At 39.6% G+C, this 15,542-nt stretch carries 10 protein-coding genes; 5 read left to right on the top strand and 5 right to left on the bottom strand.

Features of this window, described 5'->3' with window-relative positions; all coding sequences use genetic code 11:
- Positions 1-62 precede the first annotated feature (62 nt).
- Positions 63-2,075, bottom strand: a complete 2,013-nt coding sequence (locus NY014_RS05390; protein WP_259413528.1) for an alpha-amylase family glycosyl hydrolase — start codon at positions 2,073-2,075, stop codon at positions 63-65.
- A 208-nt stretch (positions 2,076-2,283) separates the two neighbouring features.
- The gene (gene mtaB / locus NY014_RS05385; RefSeq protein WP_259413527.1) at positions 2,284-3,603 is read right to left on the bottom strand and encodes a tRNA (N(6)-L-threonylcarbamoyladenosine(37)-C(2))-methylthiotransferase MtaB; all 1,320 of its coding nucleotides are present in this window, start codon (positions 3,601-3,603) and stop codon (positions 2,284-2,286) included.
- Between the two features lie 232 nt (positions 3,604-3,835).
- On the opposite strand from mtaB, the gene NY014_RS05380 reads away from it, so the two are divergent.
- From NY014_RS05380 to NY014_RS05370, 3 genes are all read left to right on the top strand, one after another.
- On the top strand, positions 3,836-5,998 hold the full coding sequence (locus tag NY014_RS05380; RefSeq protein WP_259413526.1) for a glutamine synthetase III family protein: 2,163 nt from the start codon (positions 3,836-3,838) through the stop codon (positions 5,996-5,998).
- 227 nt (positions 5,999-6,225) lie between these two features.
- Complete coding sequence (locus NY014_RS05375) at positions 6,226-6,774, top strand: RNA polymerase sigma factor (protein ID WP_259413525.1); 549 nt, start codon at positions 6,226-6,228, stop codon at positions 6,772-6,774.
- The gene (locus tag NY014_RS05370) at positions 6,761-8,071 is read left to right on the top strand and encodes a hypothetical protein (RefSeq protein ID WP_259413524.1); all 1,311 of its coding nucleotides are present in this window, start codon (positions 6,761-6,763) and stop codon (positions 8,069-8,071) included. The genes NY014_RS05375 and NY014_RS05370 overlap by 14 nt, the downstream gene beginning before the upstream one ends.
- A gap of 119 nt (positions 8,072-8,190) precedes the next feature.
- Here NY014_RS05370 and NY014_RS05365 read toward each other — a convergent pair whose 3' ends face one another.
- The 3 genes from NY014_RS05365 to rlmD all read right to left on the bottom strand — a co-directional run bounded on the left by NY014_RS05365 (position 8,191) and on the right by rlmD (position 10,781).
- Entirely contained in the window at positions 8,191-8,913 is a 723-nt protein-coding gene (locus NY014_RS05365; protein WP_259413523.1) for a DUF4397 domain-containing protein, read from the bottom strand.
- Between the two features lie 87 nt (positions 8,914-9,000).
- Positions 9,001-9,378, bottom strand: coding sequence for a hypothetical protein (locus tag NY014_RS05360; protein ID WP_259413522.1), 378 nt, complete (start codon positions 9,376-9,378; stop codon positions 9,001-9,003).
- Positions 9,375-10,781, bottom strand: a complete 1,407-nt coding sequence (gene rlmD, locus NY014_RS05355; RefSeq protein ID WP_259413521.1) for a 23S rRNA (uracil(1939)-C(5))-methyltransferase RlmD — start codon at positions 10,779-10,781, stop codon at positions 9,375-9,377. Before rlmD ends, NY014_RS05360 begins: the two co-directional genes overlap by 4 nt.
- Positions 10,782-10,867: 86 nt before the next feature.
- Between rlmD and NY014_RS05350 the strand changes: the two genes are divergently transcribed.
- Entirely contained in the window at positions 10,868-11,680 is an 813-nt protein-coding gene (locus NY014_RS05350) for an SDR family oxidoreductase (RefSeq protein ID WP_259413520.1), read from the top strand.
- On the top strand, positions 11,681-15,541 hold the full coding sequence (locus NY014_RS05345) for an AAA domain-containing protein (RefSeq protein WP_259413519.1): 3,861 nt from the start codon (positions 11,681-11,683) through the stop codon (positions 15,539-15,541).
- Position 15,542: the final 1 nt, after the last annotated feature.

Raw genomic sequence — 15,542 nt, 5'->3', positions numbered from 1 at the left:
TATTAAGAAGTTGATATACTCATATTGGTGTAGAAAAGTCTGAAATGATCAATTCTAGCTTTTTACTTCTTTCTTTTCAATACCATCACCACCCGGTTTGGAATGTAAAGCGATACTTTATTTTCCTTATCCGTAGGGTATATAAGCTTTTTATCCAATCGTTCGAAGCCACCAAATTCCTTTTGGTCAGAATGCAAAATGATCTGATAATCTCCAGCTTTTGGCATTGGCATAGGGAATCCAAAATAGGAATCAGTAGGATGGAAGGAAAAGGTAAAGACTAGTTCGCCACGTTCGTAGGCAAGGATTTTCTTATTAGGTTCCAAGTATAATTGCGTCGCATGTGGCTGTGCTAAGAGTTCATATTTTCTAGCCAAATGAATCATGGCCTTATCCCATGCGTCCAATTGTTGATAGCGAAGATGAGGGGTGTCTACTAAGGACCATTGCCTTCGGGCATATTGATAGCTCCAATTATTTCCTTCTCTTGGGAAATCTACCCATTCCGGATGTCCGAATTCATTCCCGATAAAATTCAAATAACCTTCCCCTCCTAATGAAAGGGTGAGCATTCGAATCAATTTGTGAATTGCAATCCCCCGATCCACGACGAGGTTCTGTTCAAGAACTGACATGGAAGTGTACATTTCTTTATCCATCAGCCAAAAGGCCAAGGATTTGTCTCCAACTAGCGCTTGATCGTGGCTTTCAGCATAAGCGATTGATTTTTCCTTTTTGGGCCGGTTGGTCAGTTCATGCCATAATTCAAACAAGTCCCATTGCTCGTCGAGTTTATGCTTGAGGGTCTTAATCCAATAGTCAGGAATTCCCATAGCTAACCTAAAATCAAAACCGATTCCTCCATCTTCGATTTTTCTGCAAAGTCCTGGCATCCCGCTTACTTCCTCTGCTATAGAAATAGCATCGGGATTCAATTGGTGAATCAAGGTATTGGCTAATTGGAAATAAAGTAGTGCATCTTGATCTACTCCTTCATCAAAGTATTTTTCTGCTGAATCGAAAGAGGTATGTCCATGGTGGTGATAGAGCATGGAAGTAGCTCCATCAAATCGGAATCCATCGAAATGAAACTCATCCATCCAATAGCGGATATTGGATAAGAGGAACTCCTGAACTTCCCATTTCCCATAGTCAAAGAGCTTTGAATCCCAGCCTTCATGGTAGCCTCTTTCTCCGGGATGAAAATATTGATGGTCACTTCCATCAAATTCATTCAATCCTTCATTCACATTTTTTACAGCATGAGAATGAACGATATCCATGATTACCGCAATTCCCATTTGGTGAGCAGTATTAATCAGAGACTTGAGCTCTTCAGGAGTGCCAAAGCGAGAGGAGGGAGCAAAGAAGTTGGAAACATGGTAGCCAAAGGATCCATAGTATGGATGTTCCATAACTGCCATCATTTGAATGGCATTGTAGCCAGCATCTTTGATTCGCGGAAGGATGCTTTTTTCAAATTCCTTGTAAGTTCCTACTCCGAGTTTTTCCTGAGCCATTCCTACATGGCACTCATAAATAAGAGGCATGTGAGCTATTTCTTTTAAAGAAAAATCAGAATCTGCCCATTCAAATTCTTCATCAGGAAACCAAAGTTGCCCTGTGAAATCATGCGTTTTTTCATCCTGAACCACTCTTGTGATATAGGCAGGAATTCGGTCTAGGTCACGTCCTTGGGCATCAACGACACGCACTTTGATTTTGCTTTGGTGAACAAAAGTGTGCTTATATTGATCGTATGGGAGGAAAATTTCCCAATCACCTCGATGATTCCGTTTCATTGGATGGGAATTTCGATCCCACCAATTAAAGTCACCCATCAAATACAATTGGCGTGCGGCAGGAGCCCATTCCCGATAAATCCAACCATTCCGAACAGGTTCGAAATGAATTCCATAATAAGTGTGAAAATTGGCGAATTCCAGGATGCTTCCCATGGATTCGTTAATAGCATGTATGGCTTTATGATATCGCTCTAATCGGCTTTGTATGGCTGGAGCGAAGGGTTCCAGCCACGGTTCATCCTTGATGATTGTCAAAGTATGTTTGCTCACAAAAAATTCATTTAAGTATGAGCTGAATTTATAAAAAAAATAGGGGAAAGGTAAAGAAGGCTTTTTAGCAATTTTTTGATAGCAGATAAGTAGAGATTGAAAAAGAAAAGAGGAACGCCATGTGATGCTACTCTTTCTTGGAATATAAATATTTAAAAGTGATGATATTAGTGTTAGATCTTATAAATGGGGCTTCAAGCCAACTTTATCAATGTTTTTCATAAACCATCTCTGGCTCAAGAACTTCTACATTTCCAGATGGATTGATTTGGTCAAGCGTGACTAATTTGGTCTCATTAATGAGCATTGGGTCATATTTCGCAGCAACGCGAATATAGTTTTCTGTGAAACCATGCATTTTTCCATCCTCAATATCTTCTTCAAAAAGAACCGTGTAAGTTTTTCCTAGATTCTCCACATAGAATTTTCTGCGCTTTTTCTCAGAAAGAATCCGAAGCATTTTGGAGCGTTCGTTTCGTTTTTTCATGGGAACGACTCTATCCATTTCCACAGCTCGGGTATTTGCTCTTTCAGAATAGGTGAAGACATGGAGATAGGAAATATCGAGTTCATTGAGGAAGTTGTAGGTTTCCAAAAACAACTCATCTGTTTCACCCGGGAACCCAACAATCACATCTACACCGATACAAGCATGCGGCATTAATCTTTTGATTTTGGAAACTCGATCTTCATATAATTCCCGCAGATAGCGTCTCCCCATCCTACGAAGAATCGTATTAGATCCTGATTGAAGGGGAATGTGGAAGTGAGGCACAAAGCGCTTGGATTTGGACACAAATTCAATGATCTCATTGGTTAACAAATTTGGCTCGATGGAGGAAATCCTAAATCGATCGATTCCTTCCACTTCATCCAAAGCAAAAACCAAATCCGCAAATCGCTCCTGTCTTTTTCCATCTACGATCCCAAAGTCCCCAATATTGACTCCAGTCAAAACAACTTCTTTCACATCAGTAGCGGAAATTTCTCTTGCAGCTTCCAACACGGATTCAATGGTATTACTTCGGCTCTTTCCACGTGCAAGTGGAATTGTACAAAACGCACAACCATAATTGCATCCATCCTGAACTTTCAGAAAAGTCCGGGTTCTGTCATTGATTGAGTATGCGTTATTAAAGGATTTTGCTTCTGAAATTTCACTTGCCAAGACTTTAGCTTCCTGTTCTTTAGCAAAATCACCCAATAATTCTAGAAGGCGGAATTTTTCAGCTGCACCCAAAACTGCATCCACGCCTTGGATTTCTGAAATCTCCGTCGGTTTCAATTGAGCATAGCAACCGATAATGGCCACATAAGAGTTAGGGGAAATCTTTTTAGCCTCCTTGACAATTTTCTTACACTTTTTGTCTGCGTTTTCGGTCACAGAGCATGTGTTGATAATGAAAATGTCCGGATTCTCCTGAAAATCCACTTTTTGATAACCTCTGTCTTCAAATTGACGGCTAATCGTGGAGGTTTCGGAGAAGTTTAGCTTACAACCCAGTGTATAAAAGGCGACTTTTTTCACAATTTCCCTTCTGATAATGAGACTGCAAAGGTAATCAATCTCCTTTTGTTTTCAATTTTGTAAAATCTGGACTCAAAAGCATAAAAAATTCCGATTTTGGGTTCAAAAAACACATGATCCATTGAAAAAAGTGTAATTTTTTTAAAAAACTGCTCTAAAAAACGGTCAAAAGCTTTTTCAAGTCAGTATTTTTCTATTTTTGTGGGTAATATTTTAAACCACTATTGTAGATATGGCAACATTAAGACAACAATCCCTTGCGATGGTACAAACCAGACCACGGGTAAAAGTAGAAGCTCCTGCTCCAAAAATCTCTGACTTCTTCGGAACCAATGTTTTTGGGATCAATCAAATGAAGCAGTCTTTGGCTCCATCCGTTTTCAAAAAAGTGATGGAAGCTATCGATAAGGGATCCAAAATCGATACGGCTACAGCAGAAGAAGTTGCTTCTGCCGTAAAGACTTGGGCCTTATCTAAAGGTGTAACTCATTACACCCACTGGTTCCAGCCATTGACTGGTTCCACTGCAGAGAAGCACGATTCATTCTTCGATGCACATGCAGGTTTGGAAAAATTCAAAGGATCAGCATTAGTTCAGCAAGAACCTGATGCATCTTCTTTCCCTCACGGTGGTATTCGTTCCACTTTTGAAGCGAGAGGATATACCGCTTGGGATCCTTCTTCTCCAATTTTCATTTTTGACAAAACCCTTTGTATCCCTACCATCTTCGTGTCTTACACTGGAGAGGCTTTGGATTATAAAACTCCTTTGTTGAAATCATTGGAGGCTGTGAATGAAGCAGCTGTAGCTATTTGTCAGTTATTTGATCGAAACGTTCGTAAAGTATCTCCTTCTCTAGGCGTAGAGCAAGAGTACTTTGTGATAGATAAGGCTTTGTTTGCTGCTCGTCCTGACTTGGTAATGGCGGGAAGAACAGTATTCGGTCACAATCCAGCAAGAGGGCAGCAGTTGGAGGATCATTACTTTGGTTCTATCCCAACTCGCGTGAAGGATTTCATGATGGATTTTGAAATCGAAGCTCACAAGTTGGGAATTCCGGTTTCAACAAGACACAATGAGGTGGCTCCAGGTCAGTTTGAAGTTGCACCAGTTTTCGAAGAAATCAACAAGGCAGTTGACCACAACCAATTGTTAATGGATTTGATGGATAAGGTAGCTGAAAAGCACGGCTTGAAAGTGTTGTTGCATGAGAAGCCATTTGCTGGCGTAAACGGTTCTGGTAAGCACAATAACTGGTCTTTGATCACTGATACCGGTGTTAACTTGTTCCAGCCAAGCAATTCAGCTCGAGAAAATCTTCAATTCTTGACTTTCTTGGTAGCCACTGTAAAGGCTGTTTATGACAATGCAGATCTGCTTAGAGCAAGTATCGCTTCTGCTGGTAACGATTTCCGTTTGGGAGCTAACGAAGCACCTCCTGCAATCATTTCTGTTTTCTTGGGAGAGACCTTGACCGGAGTATTGGATGAGTTGGAGAAAAATGGAAACATCAAGATCGAGAAGGGTGACAACATGTATATGAAGCTTGGTATTTCCAAGATTCCTGAAATCATTCTTGATAACACAGACCGTAACAGAACATCTCCATTTGCGTTCACAGGAAATAAATTCGAGTTCCGTGCAGTAGGTTCTAGCTCCAACTCAGCTGGTCCAATGGCTACCTTGAACGTAATTGTAGCTGAGGTTCTTCAGCAAATGGCTAAGGATATCCAAAAAGAAATGGATGCCGGACATGAGAAGAAAATTGCCATTGTCAATGTTCTTAGAAAGTACATTAAGGATTCCAAGAAGATCCGTTTCGAGGGAGATGGTTATTCAGAGGAGTGGGAGAAGGAAGCTGCGAAGCGTGGTCTTTCCAACTTGAAGAATACGCCTGATGCATTGGATGTTTATACTAAAAAGTCCACCAAGGATCTTTTTGCAAGACATAATGTAATGAATGCACTAGAGGTTCATGCCCGTCATGAGATCATGTTGGAAAATTTTATGAAGAAGGTGCAAATTGAAAGCCGTGTAATGGGTGACCTTGCCTTGAATCACGTAATTCCTACTGCCATTCTTTATCAAAATAAGTTGATCCAAAATGCCAACGGCTTGAAGGGACTTGGATTAGATAATTCAGCTGCTGTTGAAACAATTAAGGAAGTTTCGAAGCATATTGAATCATTGAAAGCTAATGTAAATGCTATGATTGATGCGCGTCGTAAGCTCAATAAAGAGGAAGACGTAATCAATCGTGCAAAAGGCTATCAGAAGGAAGTTAAAGAAGCTTTCTTTGATAAAATTCGCTATGCAGTTGACAAATTGGAATTGCTTGTGGATGATGAAAGCTGGCCTTTGGTTAAGTATCGTGAGATGCTTTTCATCCGATAATTTGAAATTAAAATCAAGCTAAACTAAGCCACTCCGATACGGAGTGGCTTTTTATTTGAGAAAAAAAATGAACCTTCACATTTGTTTTATAAGAAATAGAATTGGAAAATTTTTATCCTGATGTAGCGTACGATAAAATATAATCGTACCAGATAAAGTGATGATTCAAATCTAAACCCAAACACAATAGAGGAACGTTAATTAATCCATTGTAGAATTCTATACTGTTGAATTGGTCTGACGAGGAGTTGATTGACGGTTGCAAACGTCAATCACCCAAGCATGAAGAGTTATTTTTTAAAAAATACTATGGCTATGTCATGAGTATCAGTTTGTCCTATGCCAAAGATTCTGACTTGGCAAAGGAGATAGTTCATGATTCATTTTTGAAATTTTTTGCCTCTATCGAAAGCCTGGATGGATATCAGTCGGTCAAAGCCTGGCTGAGACGAATCACTGTGAATGCTGCTATTGATTGGTTTCGAAAAAATAAAAAATACGCCATGCAGCAAGATATCACTGAGCAAAATGAGGTCTATCATGAGGTTCATGCACTGAGCGCTTTGGCCTATGAAGATTTGATCAAATTGCTGCAGCAGCTACCGGAGGACCATAAATTGGTCTTTAATTTATATGAAGTAGAAGGATACAGTCATCGCGAAATAGGAGAAAAGCTTGGAATCACAGAAAGCTCTTCCCGAGTGTATTTGGCTCGCGCCAAATCCCGACTGCGTCAATTAGTTCACATTCATTTGAAAGAATATGCAGGAAGATAAGCTAGCTCAAGAAATAGCAAATTCCCTCAAAAAACATCAGGAGGAGAGCTTTCATCCTTACGAAATAGGGGCTTGGGAGGCCTTTGATAAAAAACGAAAAGGAGGAGTGCTTCCATGGTGGAAACTGATTTCTGCTGGTATAGCTGCCTCTCTTGTGATAGGAATGGCTTGGTGGTGGTTTGGAAATGCTGATATGTCAAAATTTGAATTGGCCAATACGCTTTCGGAAAAAAATCAATCCGGTTCTATTTCTTCCGAAACTCAAGCAACCGAGGGAAGAAGGACAGAAAGTGATATGTCTCTTTCCATTCAGGAATTTTCAGAAACTGATAAAAGCTCCCAAAGGAATCAAATGACTGACCTGGGGGTAACTAATGAAAATGAATTCGATCAGGAAACAAACACAATTGACAGGGCTGATTCAAAAGTAACATCTAATGGAGATGAGAATTTTGTTTTTCTTGCCGAGACTAGGGTTGAGGACTTTTCAAATATTGAGCAGAGAATTTTAGATGTATTGGAATTCGAAGTTGAAAAACCAAGTCTTGATCAATTTCATTTAGCTTTTTCTCCAAAAGCTCCAGAAACTGAGTTTCCAAAATATGCATTCAATAATTATCCCGTTATCAAAACTTCTGACAAGGATTCCAAATTAGGTTGGGAAGTTGGACTTTCTCCGGCTTTTGGAGGAAGTAGTACTAGCCAAAATACAGAAGTGACGAGTAATAGTTTGGGGCTGGGTATGGCAATGGCTATGGAGGTTTCAGACAAACTCCAAATTGGGACTGGTTTAGCCATAAACTCCCTCAATCAACAGAGTCAATTTTCCTCAAGTCCAGGAAATATGTTTGCGAGTTCCATTGCTCCGAGCCAAGATAAAATCACTTTAAGTCAGGCCCAGCTTGAGCTCCCAATTTTTGTTCAATATCCACTTAATCGAAGTCGTTCAGTTTCTCTTCGGGCAGGCTTTTCGAATATCTATTCCTTTAATCAAGAGGTTGATTTGGAGTCGACTGTTAATCGGCAAGTTGTGGTTTCTGGAAATGGAATAAATAGCGCTGTCGTAAGACAGGAATCAGTTGTTCAGAAAACGAGTTTAGAAAGTTCAAATCAGCGTTTTTATCCTTTTGCTACGTTTAATCTCGGACTGAATCTTCGAGTTTTTCAAAATGAGCAAGTGAATTACGTCTTTATGCCTTTTTATAATTTGCCGATGACAGATTTTTCTGGTTTTGTAGAGAACCCGGGGATGGTTGGAGCAACCTTCAAGGTGAATTTTATGTCAGGGAAAAAGTAAATACAGGAAGTAAAAAAAGTGTTTTAATCAGACTGAGCGAAGTCGAGGTTTGTTGTTTCAACAACTACATTTCGACTCCGCCTAATCTGACTTTAAACAGGATTGCTCCCAATTGTGGTTTATAAATCAAAATAGTTGGTAATTAATTGTAAGTCTAGTGAATTTGGATTTGATGGTTCTTCATATAAACCTCTCAGCAGTAGGGTGTAGACGTTTTTTTCTCTGATTTCCACCTCGCTGATTTCCATAATGGTTTCACCGTTTTCCACGGATTTGATCAGAATATCATAGGTGCCAGTTTCTACCTCAATAAATCCGGTCACATCCTTGAACACTGTATTTGGCGAAATGGGCGTTTCCAGTTCTGAAAATTCAACATATACTTCTCCAGCATCAGGAGAAAGGTGAGCGAATCGGATTTGAGCAAAGTCTGCTTTTGGGTCTTCCCATCCATCCTTGACAAGCTTTGCATCAAGGCTTGTTGCATGGTCCAAAACGAACACGGAGTAAATTTCATCTACTTCGAGCTGAAAATTCTTTTCTAGAAGGGTTCCTCCATTTAAAGAGTTTAGAAAACGAAATAGTCGCTCGCCTGTAAAGAAAGGGCTGTAAGCAATAAACTCCGAAAAACCCAAAGGCTGAGAAGTTACTCGATTTGCATCTGCGAAAATTTCCATATCTGGTGCGTCCGGCGAGCTTTGATAAATGGAAACATAAGCTGCAGGAGTACTTACTGGGGTGTCTATATCATTCAGACAGGAAGTACCCAAAATAGCGATCGAAGCGAATGCAGCTAATTTGATTTTGAAAGAATGAAATTGAGTTACTGTGGATTTAATCATAGTGGTTTAATTATTTTGTTTTTTTTGGGACGAAAAAAAGCCGTGATTCGCTTCAATCACGGCTTATATTTTTTTGATTCGTTTTGTTTATTCCTCAGGATAAGGGATATACACAAAACTTGTAAATGCCCCATCCATTACAAAAAGACAGCAGAATTCATCTGGATCTTTGTAGGCTTTTTTGAAATCTTCCAGAGCATCTTCTGCTACCAGTTTTCGTTGGACGAATTCGTCTATGTAAGTGATGTAATAATTCCACTCAAGATTCTTTTCTTCTTTTCCTAGAAAAAGCTGACCTATGGGTTGCTTCTCTTTAGAAATAGGAAAAATGGGAAAATCAGAAAATCCTCTTGACTTGACTTGGTAAGCAGCCTCCTTTAATACATCTGAGATTTTGACAAAGTCACTGGAAATAGTTCCCAAATATTTCCCGTTCAATTCTGGATCGTTGAAATCAGAAATCATGATTTGAGTGTTAAGCGTACAACATTTTCAACATGGTAGGTCTGAGGAAACATATCCACAGGCTGAATTCGTTCCACTTGGTATTTTTCAGCAAGCAAAGCCACATCACGAGCTTGCGTGGCTGGATTACAGGAAACATAGACTATAGTTGGCGATTCCAGGCGCAAAAGCATATTTACCACATCTTCATGCATACCAGCCCGTGGAGGGTCAGTTATGACCACATCAGGCTTTGCATGGTTTGAGATAAAATCCTCTGTCAAAATATCCTTCATGTCGCCAGCGTAGAATAAGGTATTCTCTATTCCATTGATTTGAGAATTTAGCTTCGCATCTTCGATCGCCGCTTCAACATATTCCACTCCTATCACTTGCTTTGCATTTTTTGCTACAAAATTGGCAATGGTACCTGTTCCTGTATAAAGGTCATAGACCACTTCATCTCCCTTTAATTCAGCAAAATCCCTTGCGACTTTATACAACTCGTAGGCTTGCTTGGAATTGGTTTGATAAAAAGATTTTGGGCCAACTCTAAATTTCAAACCCTCCATTTCTTCCTCGATATAGGGCAAGCCTGCATAGTTTACGATTTCTAAATCGTGGAAAGTTTCATTCCCTTTTGTATTGATGACGTAGAGAAGTGACGTGATTTCAGGGAATTTATTTTTCAAAAATTCCATCACCATTGGAATAGACTCTGGATCATTTTCTCCAAACTGAACAATAACCATGGTCTGTCCCATGCTTGTTGTTCGAATGATTAGATTTCTTAGTAGCCCAACCTGATTACGTATATCGTAAAAACTCAACTGATTGCTCAAAGCAAATTCCCGTAGTGAGTTTCTAACATTATTGGATATTCCTCCTTGCAAATAGCAGTGTTCAATATCGACGATCTTGTCAAACATTTTTGGAATATGGAACCCCAAAGCATTTCGCTCAAATTCTTTCCCAGAGTTGATTTCCTCTCGGGTAAGCCACCTAGAATTTGAAAATGTAAAGTCGAGCTTGTTTCGATAATATTTTGTTTCTGAAGAGCCAAGAATAGGAGCCACTTCGGGAATGGGAACTTTGGCAATTCGCTGAAATTGATCTACGACCTGCTGTCGCTTGTAATTCTTTTGAAGGTCATAATTGATGTGCTGCCACTTGCAACCCCCACATACCCCAAAATGAGAGCAGAAAGGATCGATTCGGTCTTTGGAGTATTCATGAAAATTGATGGCTTCTCCTTCCATAAAGGAGCTTTTTCCACGTGTAATTCGTACATCAACCATATCTCCGGGAGCAACATTGGAGACAAAAACCACCTTTCCCTCATGATATCCCACACATTTCCCTTCTGAAGCGATTCGCTCGATCAGTAGGTTGGTGATGACTTTATTTTTCATTTTTCTCGACATGGCTGCAAAATTAGGGAAAAAGGGCGATTTGATTCCGATTCGTCCTTTCCTTCCTAATCCCTATCTTTACCCAACAAATTTTATCCATGAAATTCAAAGACAAAGTTGTAATCATTACCGGTGCCACATCCGGAATCGGTGAAGCCTGTGCAGAGGTTTTTGGAAGGGAAGGGGCCAAATTGGCAATCACAGGAAGAAACCCTAAAAAACTAGATCAAACAACTGCATATCTCCAGAACAAAGGTTTTGATGTCCTTCCAATTTTGGCTGATGCTGCTTCTGAAGCTGATAATCAGCGCATGGCCAAAGAGACTTTGGAGCACTTTGGGAGGATAGATGTACTCATCAATAACGCAGGAATTTCAATGCGCGCTTTATTTCAGGACTTAGACTTGGAAGTTTTTCGAAAAGTGATGGATACCAATTTTTGGGGAACCGTTTATGCTACCAAGTTTTGTCTTCCTGCAATTTTGGAATCCAAAGGCTCAATTATAGGCGTTTCTTCTATCAATGGTTATAGAGGAACTCCTGCCCGAACAGCTTATACTGCTAGTAAATATGCCATGAATGGATTTTTTGAAGCACTCCGTACGGAAGTGATGAAAAAGGGAGTTCACGTTTTGGTAGTTGCTCCTGGATTTACGGCCTCAAATATTCGAAATACTGCCCTAACTGCTGATGGTTCTTCTCAAGGAGAATCTCCCCGAGATGAATCAAAGATGATGACTTCTGAAGAGGTCGCAGAGCATATTTTGAAAGCAACTGTAAAACGAAAGCGGGATATCGTTTTGACCTCTCAGGGAAAATTAGCGGTGTTTTTGAATAAATGGATGCCGGGAATTCTCGACGGAATTGTCTATAATCAAATGGCAAAAGAAAAAGACTCGCCATTTAAATAAATGCCAGAATCGATATTCCAAACTTACCTCCATCGGCTGACAGACCTGTCTACCAAAAATAGGTCTTTGTATTTGCCTAAGCTTGAAGGGGCTGGAATGATCGATTTGATGAGTCTCGATTTTTTGAATGGAGAATCCTCCTTTGAGATTATTAGAAAACTGATTCAGGGGAAAAAGGAAATTTCAATTTTACCCGAATTTGATTCCCGATTAGGAGAGGTCAATCAGCTTTCCAAATCATTAGCAAGAATGGCCTTTCGGGATCAATTGACCCAAGAGGAAACAGGTGAACAAAGCCTTTACCTGACCTGGCTTTTTGCGGAAGGCAAATTGATAAATGGGCAAGTGGTAAGGGCTCCTTTGCTACTGAAATCAATTCAATTAAAAAAAGAAAAAGGGGAGTGGAGACTTCAAGTTCAAGGAAACTGGCAATGGAATCCGGCCTTTTTTCTTGCATGGAGACATGCGACTAAGCAGGATCTCTCGGAAAATTTAACTGATGATTTGCTGGAAAACTTATCGAAAGACCCTTTGGAATTTCGAACCGCTCTTGCTAGAATTATTCCCGAAAACATAGCGATTCAAGTTCAGTCAAATTTATTAGAAGATCGACTGATTCCTTTTCCAAATTCACAACTAGCACTAGATCAGCATCAGTTTTCAGAAGGGAAAATTAGCTTGAAGTCTTATGCCGTTTTAGGACAATTTGCTCAAAAAGGAAGCTTCCTTTTTTCTGATTATGAAAAGCTGCTAAAGCAATATCCAAGCGCTTCATTAGAAGACTTGTTTCAGGATTTTTATTCCACTAAAAGTCAAGAATCTGAAATTCGGGAAGAGAATCTTTTTCCTGTTTTTCCTTTGGATGCATCTCAAGAGTTAGCTTTAACCAAAGTCCGTCAAGGGAAAAGTTTGGTGGTTCAAGGTCCTCCCGGAACTGGTAAATCCCAGTTGATCGCTAACCTAGTATCAGATTTTATTGCTCGAGGGAAGAAGGTTCTTGTCGTATCTCAAAAGCGAGCGGCCTTAGATGTAGTTTATGAGCGCTTAGAAAAAATGGGATTCGGGCCTTTTTTGGCTCTGGTTCATGATTTTAAAGCTGACCAAAAAGGCCTTTTTGAAAAAATCCGCAACCAAATAGAATCCATTGAGGATTACCAAAATCAAAATCGGGGAATTGATGCCATTCAATTGGAACGGGAGCTTTTCCAACTTTCTAAGACTATTTCGAGGTTGGCTGAAAAGTTTGAAGACTTGAGAAAAGCTCTTTTTAGCGATGTAGAGGCAGGTATTCCTGTCAAGGCATTGTACCTAGAAGCAAGTGTTCAAGATCCACATTTTTCGCATCCAAGCCTTACTCAAATGAATGCTGAGCAGGCAGGAAAATTCGAACAGGATTTTAAGATTTTTGAGCAATACCAAGAAAAGTTTAAAAAGAGCTTCTGGGAAAAAAGAATCTCATTTTCGAAGGTGGATATTTCAGACTTTTCCTTGATCTCAAATATTCTGCTTGAATTAGAAAAGTTTCGATCAACTATTCCTGAATCATTTCAAGGCAAACCTATTTTGGAATTGATTGCTGTAAAATGGGTAGAGATTGATTTTAATGACAAGGTTCAGGAGCTTTCAAAAGCCTTTCAAAACTTACCTGACAAGGAAAATAGCTTCAAGTTGATTTTTAATTCCGAACAAAAGGAGCATTTACGTCTCATCCAATCAGTTCTTCTTAAAGCAAAAGAAGCATCAGATTCCTGGAAATATTCTTTACCTGAAAATTTGGAAGCACTACAGAAAGAACTGTTCCAAGCCTTACCTCAAAGTCAGTCCTTTTGGGGCAAATTAAAGATTCACTTTTCAAAAAATGATTTTCCGCTTCTTTCCCAAATTTTGAATCAAGAGGGAATGAAATTTCAGACTGGAGTTTTAGAAGAAATTCAACAGGAATGTCAGTCAAGAATCGAAATCCAAAAGTTGATTTTAGATTTACCTGAAAGTACTTTCTTCAAGCCTTCTGGGGATTTTTCCAAAGACTTGCAGCAAATAGATAAGTTGTTGAACTGGAATCATTCTTGGAATGCATTAGAGGCTATTCAAAATTGGGCGAATTGGTCTTCAATGGATTTTTCTGAATTTTCAGAGAATTTTAATTCATTTCAAAACCTAGATCAGAACATTCATTCTCAGATTTTTTCTTGGAAAAATTGGCTCAGTCTGGAACATGTACAAGAAATTATTTCAAAGGGATTGAAGTCCGCATTTCCGGAAAATCCGCTGAACTGGCCGAAGGTATTTTCAGAATTAAAAGCCTTTGATCACTTTTTGGAAAACTGGCAATTCAAGGAATTAGGGTTTCAGCTTTCAAATGATTTTTCGGAAAGTAGTTTTGAAAACAAACTTCAAGTTTTTTGGAATAGTTGGCGACTTGCTTGGATTGGATTTTTGGAAGCAAAATACCCTGATTTAGCACAATTAGGCTCTTTGACTTTGGTTCAAGAAATGCAAGAGCTAAAGGATTCATTGATCAAAAAACGTCAAAATTCTCAGCATCTAGCTTTGTTGAAAGTTCGGGAACAAGTTTGTGAACATCTGGAATATAACCGATTGGGCAACCGAATTACCTATAGAGAGTTGCACCATCAGGTTTCTAAGAAGCGTCAAAGATGGCCAATCCGGAAACTGATTGAGGAGTTGGGAGAAGAGGTTTTTAGAGTGATGCCCTGTTGGCTAGGAAGTCCCGAAACCATCTCTGCTGTTTTTCCTGATGAGCAGGTTGTGGATTTGGTGATTTTCGATGAGGCTTCCCAATGTCCGGTTGAGCGAGGACTTCCGGCTATGCTGAGGGGGAAGCAAGTGGTCATTGCAGGCGATTCCAAGCAGCTTCGTCCGTCAGATTTTTATCAGATTAAGTGGGAAGGAGATGAAGAAGGATTGGAATATGAGGCGGAATCATTATTGGAATTGGCTTCTCATTTCTTTGAAAATCTCAATTTACGTGGGCATTATCGATCTGCAGACCCCGGATTAATTTATTTTTCCAATTCTCATTTCTACGGAAATCGGCTGGAAACCTTACCGGATTATGAGACAATCAAGGCTGGAAAAACCCCATTTACCTGGAAAAAAGTGGAGGGGATTTGGGAGAATCAGGTGAATAGAATGGAGGCGGATGCAGTTTTGGAGCGAGTGAAAAAAATCAAATCCCAAAAGCCTAATGATAGCATTGGGATCGTGACAGGGAATTATTTCCAAATGGAATTGATTCGTGAGACTCTTTGGGATGCAGGAATTCAGGGTGAAGGAATCAAAATCAGGAATATTGAAAATGTACAAGGAGATGAGTTTGATCAGGTGATTTTGTCTTTGGGATATGCACCGAATCGAGAAGGCAAACTGGTAACCAATTTTGGATTGTTGGGTAAATCAGGAGCTGAAAATCGCTTGAATGTAGCTATCACCCGTTCACGAAAAATGCTCCATGTGATCAGTTCAATTGAACCTGAAGATTTTAGACCTAACCAATTGAAAAATCCCGGTTTGAGTTTGTTGCGTGAATTCTTGCATTGGATAAAAACACAAAGTACGGATCCAGATATTCCTATTCCTGAAATTTTAGCAAAAGGTTTTGAAATCGACTGGAGTTTGAAATCCAGGCTTGAGAAGGAAGATTCCCATTATTCCCGAAAAATACCTTCAGCGGTTATGGATTTAATTTGGACTGATGAGCAGGGAAACCAAAAGGCTGTTTTGACAGATGATCAACGATTTTTTGATGCACCTACAGCAAAGGCAGCAATGGCTTATCATCCAATATTGTTGGAGCAAAAAGGCTGGAAATGGGATTGGATCTGGAGTCGAAGGTTCTGAT

The sequence above is a fragment of the Algoriphagus limi genome (assembly GCF_024919275.1).
Lineage (GTDB): Bacteria > Bacteroidota > Bacteroidia > Cytophagales > Cyclobacteriaceae > Algoriphagus > Algoriphagus limi.
This window is presented reverse-complemented; position numbering and strand designations above follow the sequence as displayed.